This is a genomic window from Streptosporangium sp. NPDC049078 (assembly GCF_040648855.1).
In the GTDB taxonomy this organism is placed as follows: Bacteria; Actinomycetota; Actinomycetes; order Streptosporangiales; family Streptosporangiaceae; genus Streptosporangium.
On the sequence record NZ_JBEZEL010000020.1, the window covers coordinates 1 to 16,541 of the forward strand.

26 protein-coding genes are annotated in these 16,541 nt (G+C 66.5%); 20 read left to right on the plus strand and 6 right to left on the minus strand.

Features of this window, described 5'->3' with window-relative positions; translation table 11 throughout:
- Window positions 1–324 precede the first annotated feature (324 nt).
- Together AB0B90_RS29990 and AB0B90_RS29995 are read left to right on the plus strand one after the other, a co-directional pair.
- Window positions 325–606 carry a hypothetical protein gene (locus AB0B90_RS29990; RefSeq protein ID WP_362925890.1) on the plus strand — a complete coding sequence of 94 codons (282 nt, stop codon included), beginning with the start codon at window positions 325–327 and terminating at the stop codon, window positions 604–606.
- A 383-nt stretch (window positions 607–989) separates the two neighbouring features.
- Entirely contained in the window at window positions 990–1,400 is a 411-nt protein-coding gene (locus AB0B90_RS29995; protein WP_350941944.1) for a Rid family hydrolase, read from the plus strand.
- A gap of 278 nt (window positions 1,401–1,678) precedes the next feature.
- Here the strand turns inward: AB0B90_RS29995 and AB0B90_RS30000 are convergent, their stop codons facing one another.
- The gene (locus AB0B90_RS30000) at window positions 1,679–2,071 is read right to left on the minus strand and encodes a Cpe/LpqF family protein (RefSeq protein WP_362925891.1); all 393 of its coding nucleotides are present in this window, start codon (window positions 2,069–2,071) and stop codon (window positions 1,679–1,681) included.
- 616 nt (window positions 2,072–2,687) lie between these two features.
- Here AB0B90_RS30000 and AB0B90_RS30005 point away from each other — a divergent pair.
- Together AB0B90_RS30005 and AB0B90_RS30010 are read left to right on the plus strand one after the other, a co-directional pair.
- Window positions 2,688–2,945, plus strand: coding sequence for a hypothetical protein (locus tag AB0B90_RS30005; RefSeq protein ID WP_362925892.1), 258 nt, complete (start codon window positions 2,688–2,690; stop codon window positions 2,943–2,945).
- Window positions 2,946–3,200: 255 nt separating this feature from the next.
- The gene (locus tag AB0B90_RS30010) at window positions 3,201–3,740 is read left to right on the plus strand and encodes a hypothetical protein (protein ID WP_362925893.1); all 540 of its coding nucleotides are present in this window, start codon (window positions 3,201–3,203) and stop codon (window positions 3,738–3,740) included.
- 407 nt (window positions 3,741–4,147) lie between these two features.
- Here the strand turns inward: AB0B90_RS30010 and AB0B90_RS30015 are convergent, their stop codons facing one another.
- Entirely contained in the window at window positions 4,148–4,636 is a 489-nt protein-coding gene (locus AB0B90_RS30015) for an HAD-IA family hydrolase (RefSeq protein ID WP_362925894.1), read from the minus strand.
- Window positions 4,637–4,709: 73 nt separating this feature from the next.
- Here AB0B90_RS30015 and AB0B90_RS30020 point away from each other — a divergent pair, with 73 nt between their 5' ends.
- Window positions 4,710–4,871, plus strand: coding sequence for a hypothetical protein (locus AB0B90_RS30020; protein ID WP_362925895.1), 162 nt, complete (start codon window positions 4,710–4,712; stop codon window positions 4,869–4,871).
- A 52-nt stretch (window positions 4,872–4,923) separates the two neighbouring features.
- The gene (locus AB0B90_RS30025; protein ID WP_362926065.1) at window positions 4,924–5,169 is read left to right on the plus strand and encodes a tyrosine-type recombinase/integrase; all 246 of its coding nucleotides are present in this window, start codon (window positions 4,924–4,926) and stop codon (window positions 5,167–5,169) included.
- A 405-nt stretch (window positions 5,170–5,574) separates the two neighbouring features.
- On the opposite strand, the gene AB0B90_RS30030 is transcribed toward AB0B90_RS30025, so the two are convergent.
- The 3 genes from AB0B90_RS30030 to AB0B90_RS30040 form a co-directional block, all read right to left on the minus strand.
- The gene (locus tag AB0B90_RS30030) at window positions 5,575–6,666 is read right to left on the minus strand and encodes a hypothetical protein (protein ID WP_362925896.1); all 1,092 of its coding nucleotides are present in this window, start codon (window positions 6,664–6,666) and stop codon (window positions 5,575–5,577) included.
- A gap of 192 nt (window positions 6,667–6,858) precedes the next feature.
- Window positions 6,859–7,065 carry a DUF397 domain-containing protein gene (locus AB0B90_RS30035; RefSeq protein ID WP_362925897.1) on the minus strand — a complete coding sequence of 69 codons (207 nt, stop codon included), beginning with the start codon at window positions 7,063–7,065 and terminating at the stop codon, window positions 6,859–6,861.
- 6 nt (window positions 7,066–7,071) lie between these two features.
- Window positions 7,072–7,917, minus strand: a complete 846-nt coding sequence (locus AB0B90_RS30040) for a helix-turn-helix transcriptional regulator (RefSeq protein WP_362925898.1) — start codon at window positions 7,915–7,917, stop codon at window positions 7,072–7,074.
- Window positions 7,918–8,051: 134 nt separating this feature from the next.
- On the opposite strand from AB0B90_RS30040, the gene AB0B90_RS30045 reads away from it, so the two are divergent.
- Window positions 8,052–8,279 carry a hypothetical protein gene (locus AB0B90_RS30045; protein ID WP_362925899.1) on the plus strand — a complete coding sequence of 76 codons (228 nt, stop codon included), beginning with the start codon at window positions 8,052–8,054 and terminating at the stop codon, window positions 8,277–8,279.
- A gap of 2 nt (window positions 8,280–8,281) precedes the next feature.
- On the opposite strand, the gene AB0B90_RS30050 is transcribed toward AB0B90_RS30045, so the two are convergent.
- Window positions 8,282–8,563, minus strand: coding sequence for a winged helix-turn-helix domain-containing protein (locus tag AB0B90_RS30050; RefSeq protein ID WP_362925900.1), 282 nt, complete (start codon window positions 8,561–8,563; stop codon window positions 8,282–8,284).
- Window positions 8,564–8,847: 284 nt separating this feature from the next.
- Between AB0B90_RS30050 and AB0B90_RS30055 the strand changes: the two genes are divergently transcribed.
- The 13 genes from AB0B90_RS30055 to AB0B90_RS30115 all read left to right on the plus strand — a co-directional run bounded on the left by AB0B90_RS30055 (window position 8,848) and on the right by AB0B90_RS30115 (window position 16,448).
- The gene (locus AB0B90_RS30055) at window positions 8,848–9,072 is read left to right on the plus strand and encodes a hypothetical protein (protein WP_362925901.1); all 225 of its coding nucleotides are present in this window, start codon (window positions 8,848–8,850) and stop codon (window positions 9,070–9,072) included.
- On the plus strand, window positions 9,069–9,317 hold the full coding sequence (locus tag AB0B90_RS30060) for a hypothetical protein (RefSeq protein ID WP_362925902.1): 249 nt from the start codon (window positions 9,069–9,071) through the stop codon (window positions 9,315–9,317). The genes AB0B90_RS30055 and AB0B90_RS30060 overlap by 4 nt, the downstream gene beginning before the upstream one ends.
- A gap of 196 nt (window positions 9,318–9,513) precedes the next feature.
- Entirely contained in the window at window positions 9,514–9,726 is a 213-nt protein-coding gene (locus AB0B90_RS30065) for a hypothetical protein (RefSeq protein WP_362925903.1), read from the plus strand.
- The gene (locus AB0B90_RS30070; protein ID WP_362925904.1) at window positions 9,713–10,000 is read left to right on the plus strand and encodes a hypothetical protein; all 288 of its coding nucleotides are present in this window, start codon (window positions 9,713–9,715) and stop codon (window positions 9,998–10,000) included. The genes AB0B90_RS30065 and AB0B90_RS30070 overlap by 14 nt, the downstream gene beginning before the upstream one ends.
- Window positions 10,001–10,083: 83 nt before the next feature.
- Window positions 10,084–10,284, plus strand: a complete 201-nt coding sequence (locus AB0B90_RS30075; protein ID WP_362925905.1) for a hypothetical protein — start codon at window positions 10,084–10,086, stop codon at window positions 10,282–10,284.
- Window positions 10,284–10,430 carry a hypothetical protein gene (locus AB0B90_RS30080; RefSeq protein WP_362925906.1) on the plus strand — a complete coding sequence of 49 codons (147 nt, stop codon included), beginning with the start codon at window positions 10,284–10,286 and terminating at the stop codon, window positions 10,428–10,430. The genes AB0B90_RS30075 and AB0B90_RS30080 overlap by 1 nt, the downstream gene beginning before the upstream one ends.
- Window positions 10,427–10,750: a hypothetical protein gene (locus tag AB0B90_RS30085; protein ID WP_362925907.1), complete on the plus strand. Its 324-nt coding sequence runs from the start codon at window positions 10,427–10,429 to the stop codon at window positions 10,748–10,750. Before AB0B90_RS30080 ends, AB0B90_RS30085 begins: the two co-directional genes overlap by 4 nt.
- Complete coding sequence (locus AB0B90_RS30090; protein WP_362925908.1) at window positions 10,750–10,920, plus strand: hypothetical protein; 171 nt, start codon at window positions 10,750–10,752, stop codon at window positions 10,918–10,920. Before AB0B90_RS30085 ends, AB0B90_RS30090 begins: the two co-directional genes overlap by 1 nt.
- Window positions 10,917–11,081 (plus strand): hypothetical protein, encoded by a 165-nt coding sequence (locus AB0B90_RS30095; protein ID WP_362925909.1) that lies wholly within the window; start codon window positions 10,917–10,919, stop codon window positions 11,079–11,081. Before AB0B90_RS30090 ends, AB0B90_RS30095 begins: the two co-directional genes overlap by 4 nt.
- Window positions 11,082–11,170: 89 nt before the next feature.
- The gene (locus tag AB0B90_RS30100) at window positions 11,171–12,256 is read left to right on the plus strand and encodes a DUF2637 domain-containing protein (RefSeq protein WP_362925910.1); all 1,086 of its coding nucleotides are present in this window, start codon (window positions 11,171–11,173) and stop codon (window positions 12,254–12,256) included.
- Entirely contained in the window at window positions 12,256–12,702 is a 447-nt protein-coding gene (locus tag AB0B90_RS30105) for a transcriptional regulator (RefSeq protein ID WP_362925911.1), read from the plus strand. Before AB0B90_RS30100 ends, AB0B90_RS30105 begins: the two co-directional genes overlap by 1 nt.
- Window positions 12,699–14,174 (plus strand): hypothetical protein, encoded by a 1,476-nt coding sequence (locus AB0B90_RS30110; protein ID WP_362925912.1) that lies wholly within the window; start codon window positions 12,699–12,701, stop codon window positions 14,172–14,174. Before AB0B90_RS30105 ends, AB0B90_RS30110 begins: the two co-directional genes overlap by 4 nt.
- A gap of 30 nt (window positions 14,175–14,204) precedes the next feature.
- Window positions 14,205–16,448, plus strand: a complete 2,244-nt coding sequence (locus AB0B90_RS30115; protein WP_362925913.1) for a hypothetical protein — start codon at window positions 14,205–14,207, stop codon at window positions 16,446–16,448.
- The last annotated feature ends 93 nt before the right edge of the window (window positions 16,449–16,541 follow it).

Below are 16,541 nucleotides of genomic sequence, written 5' to 3' on the forward strand. Positions count from 1 at the left end.
TCATCCGCAAGATCGGCCACGGCATCTACACCGCGACCACGGCTTCGCCCGGCCCCTTGCCAGCAGGCCAGAAACCCTAACTACCCGGCCTTGGGCGCTCGCCCCGAAGTGTGGACGCCGATTGTTGTGCGGCGAGCAGCACCTTATCGGGGGTCTACTGCTCGTAGTCGATCGGGCTAAGGTGGCCGAGGGTGAAATGCCTCCTGTGGGTGCTGCATTTGGTGATCCACTTGAAATATGTCCCCGACCGCCAAATGTGGCTGATCTCTGGATCGCATTGAACATCCGCCGTACAAATCATGATCTTTCCGATAGGAAGGCGTCGTGACCAACGATCAGCGGCACGGCAGTCGATGGCAGGACTGCTCGCGTGTGACCCGTCCCGTAGAGATCCTGGTGAGTGCCCTGGTGGTCGGAGCGGGATTCGGCGCGGCAACCTCCCTCGTGAACGCTCTCTCTCACAGCTACGCCGACCTTGAAAGCCGTGCCTACACCACCAGCGGGTGGTCAATCGCGGAAATCATGAGCGTGCTGCTCGATGTGGAGGCTGGTCGGGTGGTGCTTTTGGCCGATCCGGGTGTGGGCGGGCACGGTTCAATCTTTTGATCCATAGGTCCCCAAACGATCTTCAGAGCCGTCCGGACTCGTTCACCAGGCAGGTCGCTGAAGGCCACATCGTCCGCAGCGCTCCGCCAACGTTCATGATTGTCCAGTCCGGTGGCTCCCAGGGCGGCTCCCAGTCGCTCGGCGATCAACCACCATGATCGCTGATCCAGGGTGCGGAACAAACCCTGGATCAGCGATCGCCCCCGACCACGTACGACGTTCGACCACGCAGTGGCGATCGTAGGGCTGCGTCTGTGCGGCGGCGTGACCATGGGCGGGCCGCGAGGTACGGGCGGCTTGGCCTGTGAAAATAGGAGGCGGCAGGCAGGAGGCCAACGTCAGGATGGTCGCTCTGTGCCCGATATGAAAGGAACTGAGCGACCATGCCTAGCGCCATCACTTTGATCCGCTCCGCTTCTCTGTCCGACATCGCCGAGTACGCTTACGCAGCCACGGCGCCTGCCGAGTCGCGACTCATCTTCCTCGCCGGAGCGTGTCCCCTGAACGAGGACGGCTCGACGGCAGCGATTGGGGACTACGCGGGCCAAGCAGCGAAAGCCATCGAGAACATGCGGGCGGCTCTCACTGCCTCCGGCGCATCGTTGCAGGACGTCATCAGCACAAGGGTTCTCGTCGCGTCCACCCGGCGGGAGGATTTGGTGGCTGCCTGGCAGGTGGTCCGGGACTCGTTCGGTGACCATGACGTACCGAGCACCTTGATGGGAGTCACCGTGCTTGGTTACGACGGCCAGCTCGTTGAAATCGAAGCCGTCGCCGCCGTACTCGACTCCTGAGCAGTAAGGCCCTGTCTGGGCAGCGGCGGCGTGACCATGGGCGGATCGCATGGTCCGGGCGGCGCGGCCGGCGTACGGCGACGGTCCGAAGTCCTGCCCGCGCGCCGAGACCGGCCCCAGGCCGCATGCCCGGCGCGCGACGGGCACGCCGTCTGTGACGGGTCTTTCCTCATCAGGACGATCAAAGGCTCTGCCGTACGGCTACCGAAGTCGAGAGTCGAGATCATGCCGCCGAGTTCGGGCCGTTGCCGTCACAGTGCTGCTGTCACCCCGTGTCGCTACTTGGGCTCAAAGAGCAAGTAGTCGATCTTTCCGTCAGTCCCTACGGAGATCTTCGTGTCATATTTCTGTCCCAGGGGAATGGATGTCAGCCCAATCAGCACTGTCGGTTTGGTGCTGCTCAGTTCATCCACTGTCAGCTCTGTCAGCCCCTGGGCGATCTCATTGAATCTCTGCGGAGGAATTTCCTTGAGGAAATCTTGACTTAGGTGCTCCTTCAGCTCGCCCTCGGCAATCGGAGCGCGATTCACAGCATCCAGATACCACCGCATCTGTTTGCCGACTGGGCTGTCGGGGATCACAATCCCCTTGCTGCCATCAGCACTCGCGCATCCTGTCAGAAGGACGGCGAGCAGGACGAAAAGACCAGCCAATGCCCGGGACGGTCGCACCCATGACTCCTTGTTATCAAATACTTAGGGCGACATACTACCAATCAATCCTGTCCGGAACATGAACACCTTCTACTACTGGTCACTCCTCCCCCTTCCCTGATGGCTGCCAAAATCGGCGACCTGCGGATTAAAAGAGGTCGATTCAATCAAGGTCTGAGGCTCTGACCTGCGGGCACGGTGTCCGTGGACGTTCGCTGAGTTCCGGCGTCGTTCACCCTCTTGGCTGTACTTATGGCTGTACAGCCAAGGCTTCCTCAATGGCCTGATCGCCTCCTTTCAGGACTATCCCGGCCATGATCAGTGACTCGGAACTTGGTCTCAACCGGTGCTGGACGGGTGTGGATATGAGCCGCCATGTGCCTCTGTTGCGGTACTACCGGACCATCGAAGATCAAAGTAGTTGCACAGCAGGGAGCCAACGGCACATGATCAGAAACATGCTTGGCCTGCCTGACCCCTTGCCTGTGTTCTTCGACTGCGGTTGCTCGAACATCTACTACTGCCCGCGAGCTGGTGAAGTCGAGTGCCCTCGACACAGTGGTTTCGATGTTTGCTGCGACGCGCTTGAGCAGCACATCTCGATTCGTTCCACTACCGGCCATCAGGAGACTCCATGACGGAGGGAGAGAAAGAAGTACCCGTAGGCCAGGCCCTGAATGGTCTCAACGTCTACTCGCTTCCCGAAGGATGGACCGCTCTGAGCGCGATAGTTCTCGTGAAGTGCTTTGATGAGGAAGGTCACTCCTCATGGGCCTTCAGGACCACGGATGGGCTGAGCGATGAGGAACTTCTTGGTGCCCTGACTGTCCGAACCGATCTCCTCCGCCGCAAGTTATATGACGCGTACACCAGTGACGACGATGATGAATAAGATCAGGTGCTCTTCCAGCGGCAACATCAGCTTGGGAATCATCTACTGAGCTTGCTGCCCCGAGCTGGGAAAACAGGGGTGCAGGTCAGGGCGGGTCGAGTCCCCGTGAGTCCCCGTGAGTGACCGTGGTTCCCCGCCTGTTCTGGCACGCATCTGGCACGGGAAACTCGCTCGTCGCCCATCACTTGACGGCAGCCTGATTGCTCTGCCTCTGATAGCCGATCTTGTCGGTGGCGGAGTCTATGCTTCCCGCCCATGACCAGAGATGAAACTCCTGTCGTGCAGATCAAACAGATGGATGTGGAGGTGGATTACAGCCAGGTTTATCTCGTGGATGAGGGGTGTGACGCGGCCGGCCAGTTTGATGACGTGCCAAGCCCCCCTGTGGGGATCATCCGAGTGGAGACAGGCAGGGCCCTCCTGTTTGTAGGCCCTCAGTGGGGAACGGTGGAGTTCACAGTGGCTGTTGCCGATCGGGATCCGGGCGCTGACCTCGATGGCTACGAAGACATCGTCGAGATCAGCTACGAGTCCCCATCGGGCCGGCTTTCGCTGCAGGAGTGGGGAGGAGGGAGGACGTATCCTCTTCCTCCGCTGTCCGCCGGTCCCGGAACATATCGTTTGCGATACCACGTTAGAGGTATGGACGAAGAAATCGCGATCGAAATAGGCGATCACTACTTTCTGCAAATCTGGCCTGAGCCGCCATACGATCCTGCCGTGCTCAAATCTACGAGTTTATCATTTGAATACTGGCTGAACTCTGAACGATCTAGTCAAGCTGGCACGGAATAGAGTGATCTGCATTATCAGCTTGGGAAGTCTCTATCATGATTGGTCGCTGAGCTGGGAAGACGCTGACCTGGGGGAGTGCTCCGAGTACCCGTGGTTCCCCGTGAGTCCTCCTTGATCACCCTCCTGACGGGCACGCAACGGGCACGTCGCCCGGCCCGGGACTGCTTCCGACAGGAGCGGGTCACCGGAGGTTGGGAGGTCGTCATCTGCCTTGGAATGGTGCTGGACGAATGAGGTGTGAGCGGTCATGTGCCGCCGGTGCAGCACTCAGCGATTGTTGATCAACTTCAGAAGGTACGGTGTCGCCTCCTTAAGTGAGGGGAAGCAGTCATCCGCCTTGGCCAGCTCACGAGGAGTGTGAGTAGTGGCCACAGCGATCACCGTGCATCCCGCTGCCTTCCCAGCGGCTACCCCGTGGGGGCATCCTCGATCACGATGCAGTCGTTCGGATCAGTCAGGAGAAGTTCAGCCGCCTTGAGATAGCCCTCGGGATGAGGCTTAGAACGTGTGACGTTCTCGCCGTAAATCTGCACCGAGGGCAACGGAAGCGCGGCAAGCCGGAAGCGCCGGTGAACAGGGGCTTGGCTGCCCGAAGTAACCAATGCCCAAGGATGCCGCTCCAGCTTGCCCAGCAGGCTTACAGCCCCCGATGCTGCCGGGAAGGCATCACCTTCCATGGCCATCAGTTGGTTCAACACCTTGCGCTCGACGGTGGGATCGAGATCAGGGGCGACATCGCGGACGGTGTCCTCAGGCCGACGGCCGTGAGTGAGGCTCCACACCAGGTTTCTGTCCAGCCCGCGCATGTCCGACCAGGCATCCCAGATCCGTCGGTGCGTTGCGCTGGAGTCGAGTAACACCCCGTCGACATCGAACAACAGCGCCTTGATCGCCATAAGCCAGAGGATGCCACAGATGGCCGGGTACGGCGGCGCTTGACGCCGGGACCGTGCGCTGGAGCGTCAGTTGATGCAGCTCACCGGCAAAGGGCTTGTCTTCACCGAACCCAAGTCGGCGGCGGGCAAGCGGAGGGTGGTGATCCCCGATCTGATCATCGAGGACTTGCGGGCGCATGTGAAGGACTTCACCCAGGACGGCGAACAAAGGGCTGATCTTCGCGGGGCCGGATGACGGTCCACTCCGGAACACCAACTTCAATCGCCGCGTCTGGACTTAGGCGCTCATAGACGCGGGCCTTCCAAAGATCCACTTTCACGACCTGCGGCACACCGGAAACACACTCGCCGCGAACGCCGGGGCGTCGATCCGAGAGCTGATGGAGCGTATGGGGCACTCCAGCACGCGGGCCGCGATGGTCTATCAACACTCGACGTACGAGCGGCAGCGGGAGCTCGACGGTCTCGCCCGTGGGGCACTTGGGAAGGGATCGGGCACGCAACGGGCACGGGAGCGAAAGAAGGCCGAATGAAGATCAAAGCCCAGGTTACGGCAACCATGCCTGACCTGGGCTTTTTCGTGTCCGAGAGGGAGTGGAGCCTAGGAGATTCGAACTCCTGACATCCTGCTTGCAAACAACGTTAGGCTCCTTGCGTGACCTGCATATATGCGTATTTATGCAGGTCAACCGGGACATACTAATCGGTGTTGATCATGCTTGTTGGGGGGTGGCTCCTCCCAAATTCCTCCCACGCCTCCCAGCCGCCGGGCCCGCGATCGGATCCATCCGAAATCGGTATAACCGAACGACCGCTTGCTCTCGCGTTCTGTCGGCGCCGCTGGCTACGATCGAAAGGCTTCGATCCACAGGCCCCCGCTTCACCGCGGGGGCCTGCCGCGTTGACCGCCCCCACGCACTCCCGCCCCGGCGGCTGAGTCAAGCGTGCGCCAGCTCGGCGGCGAGCACCACCACCTCGTCCCGCCCCGCCTGCCCGCCCAGCTGTTGCCGGGCCGCAGTCAGCAAATCGAACGCATCACCGCGCCGGTTCAGCGCCGCGTGAGCCGCGGCGACAGCAGGCGGCACCTCGAGAGGCGCCCGAGGATGAACGAGGCGAGCCGGACCGCCCAGGCCGCGGCGGACCCGGGCTCCGCGCAGAACCTCCCGGACAGCTGCGATCGCGGCGTCCCGCTCCTCCGACGTCACCGGCGGCTCGTCAGCGGCCGGCGGCTGCTCCGGCGTGACGGGCGGCGGTTGGGTCTGGCGGGCGGCGTAGGAGGCGGCTCGTTCAGCGTTGCCGCGGACCCGGTTGAGGTAGTCGGGGAGGTCTCCGCGCGCAGCGATCGCCCTGAAGTAGCCAGCCGGGTTCTCGATCTTGACCTTGCTCGCTTTTGTGATCTCCCTGATGACTTCTCTCATCTCGTCCTCGGTGACGCCAGCCGGGGCGAGGGCCTCCAGGACGACGCGCTCGTGGCTGAGGAGAGATGAGGAGTTCTCCTGAGGGGATTGAGGAGAAGGGTGCCCCGCTCGGGGCACCTTCGGGACCAGGCGGGGCACCTTCACGCCGGAAGCTGCCCCATCTGGGGCAGCTTCCGGACCAGGCGGGGCAGCTTCATCTTCCAAGCTGCCCTGATTGGGCGACCTTCCGGGGGCAGCTTCATCCAGGAAGCTGCCCTGATCAGGGCAGCTTGGAAGGTCCTCCAGGTGGGGCACCACGAACTCGGACATCTCGCGCCCATTGCAGGCGTACATCACCCGGCCTCGCTTATCACGCACGGGTTCACCGTCCTTGCCGCGGATCGGCTCGCGCATCTCGATGCCGTTCTTGGCCAGCTTCGTCAGCACCTTGCCGAGTTGCTTGCTGTCGGCGTAGCCGGTGCGGCGCAGGATGATGGCGCGGGTCTGGCTGCCGTAGGCGCGGCGGGTCTGCTCGTTGGCTTGGTCGGCGATCTCGAGGGCGACCAGCCGCTCTCCTGAGGAGAGGGCGGCGGGGAGGCGGTCGGCGAGCCAGCGACGCAGTTCGTACCCCATCAGATCCCGCTGTTTCGGCGGGCGAGAGTACGTGCAGGGGCAGCGTGTATCGTGCCCATGGGTCTCCTCCTGGTAGTGCAGGTGGTGATCAAGGGCTCGCCCGGTGTTCCACCACCGAGCGAGCCCGCCGTGTTTCAGAGATCCTGCACCCGGAACAGCTGCCAGCGCAGACCGTCACCCGGTGCGGGTGACCTACTCGAAGGAGCTGGCCTTAACCGCCGACAGGAACGTGCGCCACCCACCCGGGGTGATGTGGAGCTCGCCGCCCGCGCGGTTCTTGGTGTCGCGTATGAGGGCGCCGCCATCTGGCAGGTCCGCCACTTCCACGCAGTTGTCGCCGCTGCCGCCAGAGAGCGTGCTCTTGCGCCAGACGAGCTGAGGCTGGTTGCTTCGATCCATCCTCGCCTACCTCTGCTGTAGTTGTTTGGCCAGGGACTCCATGAACTTCAGCGACTCCTCCGGGGAGAGGGACCGCGACTGCACATGGCTGTAGACGACGTTATACCTGTGTAGGACGGGCGCCTCCTCCAGATACAGAGCATCTGTTTCGGTCTCGACGTAGACGATGCTCGGGTCAAGATCGCTTTCGAAGTCGAGGATGACGAACGAACCCATGAGGGCGGCGTGGGCTCCGGCATCGAAGGGGAGTACTTGGACGGCGACGTTGGGCTGCTCGGCGACCTTGACGATGTGGAGCAGCTGCTCGGCCATGACCTCTGGCCCGCCGACGACGCGACGCAGCGCGGCCTCGTCGATGACGGCCCAGAACTGTGGCGGACTGTCTCGGTTCAGTACCCCTTGGCGAGCGAGGCGCGCCTGGACGCGGCGGTTGACGTCGTTCTCCAGGTGTGCGCCTTCGATGATCGCGTGAGCGTACCGTTCGGTTTGCAGAAGCCCCGGGATACAAGCGATCTCGTAGGTCTGGATGACGGCAGCTCCGGCCTCGAAGTCGGGGAAGGACCCGCGGAACACGTCCTGGTAGTCGGCCCACCAGCCGCGTTGGCGTGATTCGCGGGCGAGGGTGAGCAGGCCTTCGCGTTGACGCTCGTCGGTGACTCCGTAGAGGTCGAGGAGCATGCGGATGTCGTTCGGGTCGGGGCGGACCCATTTGTTGCGTTCGATGCGGTGGACCTTGGTTTGGTCCCATTCCAGCCGCTTGGCTGCGTCCTTGGGTTCCATACCTGCGGCGATGCGCAGTTTTTGGAGGGCCGCGGACAGTCGGCGCCGTTTGACTGTGGGGCTGGACGTCACGTTGCCATCTCCTCAAAAGTGGAGTTTCCGCACAAAATAGACATTTTGCTTATGTGAACTTACCTCTTGCATTTTACTTGAGAGCGCGTGAGTATGTCAGCAGGCCCTCGGCGATTACCGCAAGTGAGGCAAGGATGACGCACAAGCAGGACGACGCCAAGGCGTCGGACAATGAGTTCTCCCGATGGGAGATCAGGGGGACCGGTGCCGGCCACCGCCCCTACTGGGCTATCCGCAACGACCGGCCGACCACAGCTCAGATCAAGGCCGGGGCGCGACTGTACGTCGACGGCGACACGCCCGCCGCGCTGGCCGAGCGCCTGCGCGCCGAGGAGCAGCTGTTGGCGGAGGTCACGCCATGACGCTACTCATCGTCCTGAGCGGGCGGCCAGTCCTCCTTCGGGCGCACGAACGTCGCAACGCCGTGCTCAGCGCGGACATAGCCCTCGTTGACCAGTTGCACGACCACCTTGCGGATCGTGTTTTTGGCGACCTGGAATTCCTGGTGCAGCTGGTTGAGGCTGGGGATGGGGTAGCGCGGCTTGTACTCGCCGTCCCGGATGCGGTGGCGCAGCTCGTCGGCGACCTGCTTCCATCTCGCCCGGTCCGTCGCCCAGACGATCTCGCCCCCCACCTTTTTGATCATGGTGGAGACGGTAGAGCTTCATGCCACTGCCTGCCTAAGCAGGGAAGTGCAGGCAGAAGTCTGCTACAGCATGCAACAGCATGGCACAGTAACGATCATGCTTCCTCGCCGGGCCCCCGCCCGGACGAGGTGAAAGACGGGTGCGGCCGCCCCTCGCGATGGGTCTGCGGTCGCACCCCCAGTGTGCACCCCCGGCCGAAACCCGGCCAGCGGATGCACCAGCCGCCTCCGGCCACACCCATCCGGGTAGGGCGTGGCCGGAGGCTCCGATCGGCGGGAACCCCATGAGCGCCGACATCAAGGACCTCGACGAGCTCGCCGCGGAGTTTCCGGGCTGGACGATCTGGCGCAGCGACACCGGGCGCTGGTGGGCCACCCGCCACGAGCCGATCAGCACCGCCGAGGAGCACGCCGACGTCCACCGCATGGTCGACGCCGACACCCTTGACGAGTTGTCCCCGCTCCTCGCCGACCAGGAACAGCGCGCCGCGAAAGTCGAAGCGTCGTGACCCTCCACACGGAACCGACCGCATCCGAACGGCGCGCCGCACTGGAGTTCACCTACCCCGGGTGGACGATCCTGCGCCTGCGCGCCACCAACCGGTGGTACGCCAGCCGCACGTCCCCGCTCAGCGACAACCAGCGCGCCGCCGGCGTCGTCGCAGGTTTCACCTGCGACACCTACGACGAGTTCACCGCCGCGCTCGCCGAGCAGGCCGAACTGGTCGACCGGTGCGGAGGCTACCGCCCATGATCCCCCGGCCGCCCCTGCCCGTGAGGTGGTGGCAGCCGGTGCAACACCCAGGGCGCGGATTGGGCATCCGCCCCTCGGGTGGTGGACCTGTCCTCCGTCAGGGCCACCACAGTCCGGCACCCCGCCGGACCGGACCCCGCCCCCTGTCCACCCGACCAGGAGGCGGGGTCCACCATCCGACCTTCAAGGAGAGCGCGTGACCGTTTTCCAGCCCGGCGATGTCGTCGTCTCGACCGACACGGGCCACATGTGGTGGGTGCACGGCCACAGCGGCATGGAACTGCACCTCACCAGCAGCACCGGGGTGTGCGCATCCATCCCTGACGCCGAGCAGCGCCACGGGCAGCTGATCCTTCACTGCCGCCCCTCCGACCACCAGCCCGTCAGGAGTAGCAGTGAGCGCCGCTGACCGCCTCCCGCAGATCGAGTACGGGGTGCGGTGGACACCCAGCACTGGCGCGGAACGCGTCGAGACCAGCCCCATCAGCAAGGAACACGCCGCGGTCCTCGCCGGGAAGCTCCGATACGGGCAGTGGCTGTTCTGCTTCCCCGAGGACGCTGATGTCGTCTACCGGCTGCCCGGCGGGCCGTGGCGAACCAGCCGCTTCCTGATCAGGGTGCAGCAGACCCTCTCCTGGGGGCGACGGTTCCGCTTCGACCAAGGAGCCGACCTCACCCTCTGAACGCAGAAGACCCCCGCCCGACTGGCATCGGGCGAGGGTCCTCTACCTGGCACGAAGCCCCAACATGACTGGAGCGCCGAACCATGCAGAACCGTAGCCGTACAGCCATACCCGCGTCACCTCCGGGTCCGGACCCGGACAACATCCCCCTCCTGCACAGCCGCACCCTCAAGGCCGCTTCCCGCCAGCCGTCCGGCGAGCAGCCCTCCGGCTGGCCGGACGCCATCCCCGGCGCCTCCTGCCGTGCCCTCTACCAGGAGCAGACCAGGAAGGGCGGCCGGTGATGGAATTCCACGTCATCCTCACCCTCTCCCTGCCGGTCGGCGATGCATCACGGAACACCACGATCATCCGGACCGTCGCCGCCAACCCGGGCAGCACCCGGGACGGCCTGCGGCCCACCGTGCTCAAGGCGGTGAAGGGCCGATGAGCAAGAAGCTGTCGACGATCGCTGACCAGGCGCACAAGTTCCTGACCGCGGCCGACGAGAGGGACTGCTGGACCAGCCAGTACGACGGGGGGCCGAACTACTCCAACGGGTTCCGCGCGCTGCGCGACGCCCAGATCGGCACGGGGTGCGCGGTCCTGGCCCTCAGCGAAGAGGTCGCCAAGCTCCGCGAGGGCCTGGCCGACGTCGCCGACATCCGGGCCGAGGTCGCCGATGTGGCCGCCGCGGTGCGGGAGCTGGCCGACGCGATCCGCGCCCAGCAGCCTCGCCGCCGCTGGTTCTCCCGGAAGGGGGCCAGCTGATGATCGCCCTGATCGTCGCCGCGCACGACGTCGTCGTCCGCGCCGCCGCCTGGCGGGCGAGCCGCGACCTCAACCGGCTCAACGACGTGGTCCAGATGTGGGCCGTCGTCCCCGCCAACTGGTGCACCCACCCTGGCTGCCCGCGCTGCTACAGCGGTGGTGCCCGATGACACCGGCCCAGCAGCTGGCCCGCGATCTGGCCCTCCTCAACGCCCTCGACTCCGCCGACCTCCTCGCGGAGACCGCCCGCGCCGAGCGTGCCGAAGCCCTCGGTGGCGAGACCGCCAATGACAAGACGTACCGGGCCGCGCTGGAGAAGCTCGCCCCCTGACTCAGCGATCCCGGACCGCGACTCAACCGCGGTCCGGGACCTTGCTTCCGCACCACCAATAGCAGAGAAGGACCGTGATGGAGAACGCTATGGACGTGGCCAAGGTCACGTCAGAGGACCATGTCGAGGACCGTGCGGCCGTCGTATTGGACCACCCCGAGCAGGCCGGTCCGCGGTCGTCCCGCTGGGGTCGCTTCACCGCTCGACTGCGCCGCGCTGACCGCCCGGCCGCGACTCCAGTCACGATCGCCCCCGCGCCGCCTGAGCCCCACCCCGAGCCGGTTGCAGCACCCACCCGGATCACCTCCGCGCCGGTGATCCAGAGCGCCGCCGCCCGCCGGATCGCGTTCGTCCTCGCCGTACTTCTGGCCGTCGTCATCGGCGTTGCGTTCCGTGGTTCTTGGACGGCGCACTCGGACGGCGCGAAGGCTGCTCACTTCGACGACTGGGGTGCGTGGCTGTACCCGTTCGCCCCCGACGGATTGATCGTTCTGGCTCTGGTGGGGGCGGTCGTGCTGCGACACCAGCGCGGCCCCCGGATCTACTGCCTGGGCGTGGTGGCGCTGTTCACCGTGACGTCCTATGTGGTCAACCACCTGCACGGCCTGGGCAAATTCGAGATGGTCGGGGAGTCGGATGTCCTGAAGACAGCGTTGGATCCCTGGGTTGTGGGGTTGATCGCCCTGCAGTTGGTCGGCGCCATCGCGTTCGGTTCGCACATCCTGATGCACGTCTTCCGGCACCTGTTCCCGGAGGCGCTCGACATCCACAGCGAGGCGCCTACGGCCAACCTGGCGGTGACTCACCGTGACGTTGAGCTGGTGGCCACCCCCGCCGGATCAGTCGAAATGTCCGATCCGGCGCCGGTCCGGAACGAGCCCGAGGCGCCCGAGGTTGACGGCTACGAGTTCGCGAAGCTCCTCTACGCGGCGTGCCTCGACGGAGGGGTGAAGCTCTCCCAGGAGAAGCTCGGCACCCTCGCCCGGATCAGCAAGCGGAAGGCGGGCTACGCCCGAGTCGACGTCGACAACGAGCGCGCCGCAGCCGAGGAGTCCGAGCCTGAGGACAACGACTTCCCCGGTGTGCTCGGAGGGCGTTCGATCGATCGTGAGGAGTTTCTCCGGACCGGCGCGCAGGTGCGGGTCAACGGGCACGGCCCGGCGGGTGGTGCGTGATGACCGTCGAGACTCTCGCCGCACTCGCCACGTTCGCCGCTGTCAGTTTCACTCTCCTCGCCGCGCACAGCTTCGGCGACCACTGGGTGCAGACGCACCGCCAGGCGTGCGCCAAGGGAGCCCCGACCCGGGCGGGCCGCGCGGCCTGCGCCCGGCACGTCGCCACCCTGACCATCACCAAGGCGGTCGCCCTCGGCCTGGTCATGCTCGTCACCGGCCTGAGGCTGGACGCCCCCTGGCTGGCCGCCGGGCTGCTCGGCGACGCGGCCTCGCACTACTGGGCCGACCGCCGCACCACCCTCGCCAAGCTGGCCGAGCGGATCGGCAAGGGCGGCTTCTACCGGATGGGCGAAGGCCTCGCCTCAGGCGCCTACGCCCTCGACCAGTCCTGGCACCACCTGTGGCTCTTCCTTACCGCCCTGATCATCGCTGGAGGTGGGACATGACCACCGACAAGCCGGCCGAAGCGCCGGATGTTGCTGTGTCCGAGCCGGAACCCGACCGATGGCAGCCAGTCGAGCAGCCCGACGTGGCCGAGCACGACAACGGCCTTACACAACCCGCGCAGCCCTCCGGGGAGGACAAGCAGGAGGCTGGCACCCCGGCGGGGCAGCTCGCCGTCGGTGCCGCCTCCGTCCTCACCCTGGGAGGCTTCGGCCTTTACCAAGCCCTCGGCGCTCTCGGCCTGCTGGCCGGCGCCGGGGGCACTGTGGCGTGTGCGGGAGGCTACGGGTACTGGCGGTGGCGTCAGACGCACCCCCGCCGGGACCGGTCACGCCGCGACCGCGGAGTACGGTCCACCCATCACAGCCCCGCGGGCGGATGGTCCGGGCGGAAGATGACGTTCGGCTCCCCCTCTGGCCGGTCGACGCGCACCTCGACGAGCTCCCGCATGCCGCCGCTCGGCAACCGGTCCGGGCGGGCAGGCCGTCACCTGTTCACCGGCGGCCAGCCGCCGTCTGGCCGCACCCCTGGCGCGTTCCGCCCCAACCCCAAGCAGCCCGCCAGTGGTCCGCGAGGAGCCGACAGAAGCCGTCATCAAGCCCCTGGAGCCGCTCGCTCCGCAGCCCAGCAGCTGGCAACCGCCGGGCGCACGATCCGCCGCCGAACCACCTCCCCCCGTCTGGACGCTCACACCGCCCACCTGGCCCACCAGGCTGGACGGTACGCGCGCACCGCCCGGCAGCACCTCACCCGGGCCGGGCAAGCGATCCGCCGGAGGGCCGCAACCCCGCACCTCGACCAGCGCGCCGCTGACGCCGCTCGGCGGGCAGGCCGCTGGGTCGACCGGCGCACCGGGCAGCGGGCCAGCACCGCCTGGGCCGCAGCCCTCACTGGTGGCCGCCGCGCCGCGGTCGCTGCCCTGCGGCAGCGCTACCGCCGGTGGGACGCCGAGGTGGTCGCCGCCCTCGTCTCCGGGTGGGCGTGGCTCACCCGCCGCTGGCGGACCTCGCCCTCACCCCCAGACGCCACGCCGCAACCCGCTCCCGACACCACCCTCACCCTCAACCAGACCCACCCCCAACCGGCAACCCCCGCCTCACCGCCCGCACCGCTCGTCCCCGGAAGGACAACCCCCGTGAGCTCATTCACCCTCCTCCAGGCCGCCATCGAACTGCCCGGCGCCGCCGCCGCCTACCACAGCGACGACATGATGGACGTCGACGCCCACCTGGCCAGCCTCGACGAGGTCACCGGCGCCGTCGCCACCGGATTCCGCATCTGGGCCGACCGGCTCCGCGCCGAATACCCCCTCCACGACGACGTCGTTGAACGCCTCGAAGAGATGTACAGCTCCTTCGCCAAGATCGGCGCTCAAGGGCAGGAGGTCTCCGAGGTCTTCAAGGTCCGCCACAAGGACGACATCGCCCGCCGGGTGACGCCGCGCGTCGGCGAACGCAAGTGGAACGTCCAGTAACCCAGCCGCACCTGCATGAAAGGGGGCCCGGTGGGCGCCACCACCACATCTCGGCCGCGCGCCGACTGGTCGCTCAAACCCCGCGGACCGGTCAACGCCGCAGGCATGGGCGCCCTCGGCCTGGCCACCCTGTCGCTCGGCGCTGGGGAGATCGCCGGGCTGTCCCCCTGGTGGGCGGTCGGCCTCACCTCCGCGGGCATCACCGCGACCCTCCTGTCCGGGTCCGGCACGGACCAGCGGTCCCTGTGGTATCGGCTTGGCTGCTGGGCCGGGGCGGGCGGCTGGCTGACCTGGACCATGACCACTGGTCTTGGCCAGGTCGAAGCGTGGCCGACCCTGGGTATCGGCGCTCTGATGGCCGGCCTGCTGGCGGGGTGGGGCAACCAGCCTCCCCTGCCGGGACCAGCTGCTCAGCGCGCTGAGCGGCGGGCCAGCACCGCGATGGTGCCGCGCCGTCACCTCGCCCTAGCCGAAGACTGGGTCGATCGAGTCCGCCGTGTCTGCAAAGTCCGCGTCGACGTCGCCGAGGTGCGGGACTGGCCGACGAAAGCCGGGTTCTCCCTGCTGCTGCGCCTACCGCCGGGCGGGGTGACCATCGGCCGCCTCGACGGGCACCGTGAAGGGCTCGCCGCGGACGCCGACCTGCTGGATGGGTGCGGGGTGGAGTTCACCAGTGCGGGCCGCCGCGGCTCGGTGTGGATGCATGTCGCCACCGTCAACCACCTCGCGTTGGACCTCGACCACCCCGGCGACTACAGTCCCCGCTCCGTGCTGGACGGCATCGTGCTGGGCAAGCATCGTGATGCCAGCCCTATGCGGGTGCAGGTGCGAGAGCCGCGCATCATCGTGGTCGGCACCACCGGATCCGGTAAGACCGGCACCTTGCACACCATCACCGTTGAGCTGGGAGTGTGTGTCGACAACCTCACCTGGCAGCTCGACCTCAACGGTGGAGGTGTTTCCCAGGCGTGGCTGGCGCCTTGGCTGGCTGGGCAGGTGGAGCGGCCCGCGGTCGACTGGGCTGCTCCGTGCCCGGAGGAGGCGCTGCTGGTCTCACACGCCCACAAGGTCATCGCCAAGGAGCGCAAGACTGCGTACAGCAAGCGGCGGATGGAAGCCAACTCGCAACTGCTGCCCGTCGACAAGGACGTGCCGCAGATCACCGAAATGCTGGACGAGGGGTTCGAGGTGCTGTCGCAGACGATCCGCGACCCGATCCAGGCGGCGATCCGCGACAACCTGGAAGAGTCCGCGCGGATCGGCCGTAACGAAGCCTGCCAGGTGCTGGTGTCGGCGCTGCGCTCCACCAGCAACACGCTGTCGACCGACCTGCTGGCCTTGTTCCACAACCGGATCATCATGGCGGGCGGCGCACAGAAAGAGATCGACTACTTCTACGACTACGACCGCGGCCCGAAGGTAGAAGACCTCGCCGGGCCTGGTAGCGGCTTCGTTCGCCTGTTCGGCCGCCAGGAGATTCGCGCGTGGCGGTGCTTCAAGATGGAACCGGGCCGCGACATCCGTCCGGCGTCCCTGGCGATCTCCGCGATGCGCCCGGACCTGGACGCCCCCAGCGCGGCGGCGGCGGGTTGGGCGTACGCCACCCGCCACTCCCGGATGCGGTGGCTGTTTTCCACCCCCGAAGACCGGGTGCACCTGGAACGGCCCGAGCCAATCGAGTTACCAGGCGTCGCCGACAGCCGCGGCAAGCCCATCATCTGGGATCCGGCGCTCACTCACCCCGCCGCAGGCGATGCGACCAGCGGCGGGGAGATGGAACCGCGGCCTCCAGTGCAGCCCCCAGCCCCCCGGGAAGCGGCGGGGGCATATCTGAAGCTGCTGAAGGGCGGGTCGACGTCGGGGTGGGCGGACCCGGCAGCGCTGGTCGCGGCGGCTCGCGCGGAGCGAATCGCGTCCGGGGAAGCCCCGATGCCCGCCCAGCCCGCGCCATCGGGTCCGGTGCGCGTCGAGCAGGTCCACGAGATCCGCGGCGCCGAGACTCCTCTGCCGGAGCTTCTCCGCCGGGCGCTGGCACTGCCGTGGGAAGACGGGCGCCTGCACAGCGAGGTGATGGCCCCCGCACTGGGCATGACCGAGCACGAACTGGCCGCACTGCTCGGCCAGCTGGGTGTGACCCGGCCGCCCAACGCGTTCGAACGGAACGGCAAACGACGCCGCGGCTACGAACGCCAGCATCTCCTCGACGCGGCCGACGCGATCCGCCGCGGCGACCTGGAGGTGCCGCCCGAGGTGGCTGACTGGCCGGCGGCGTGACCCCCACAACCCCCACGTGGGACTCCCACGTGGCACCCCCACACCCCCACAACCCCCACACGGCACCCCCACACCCGCTTGAACTGCGGAAAC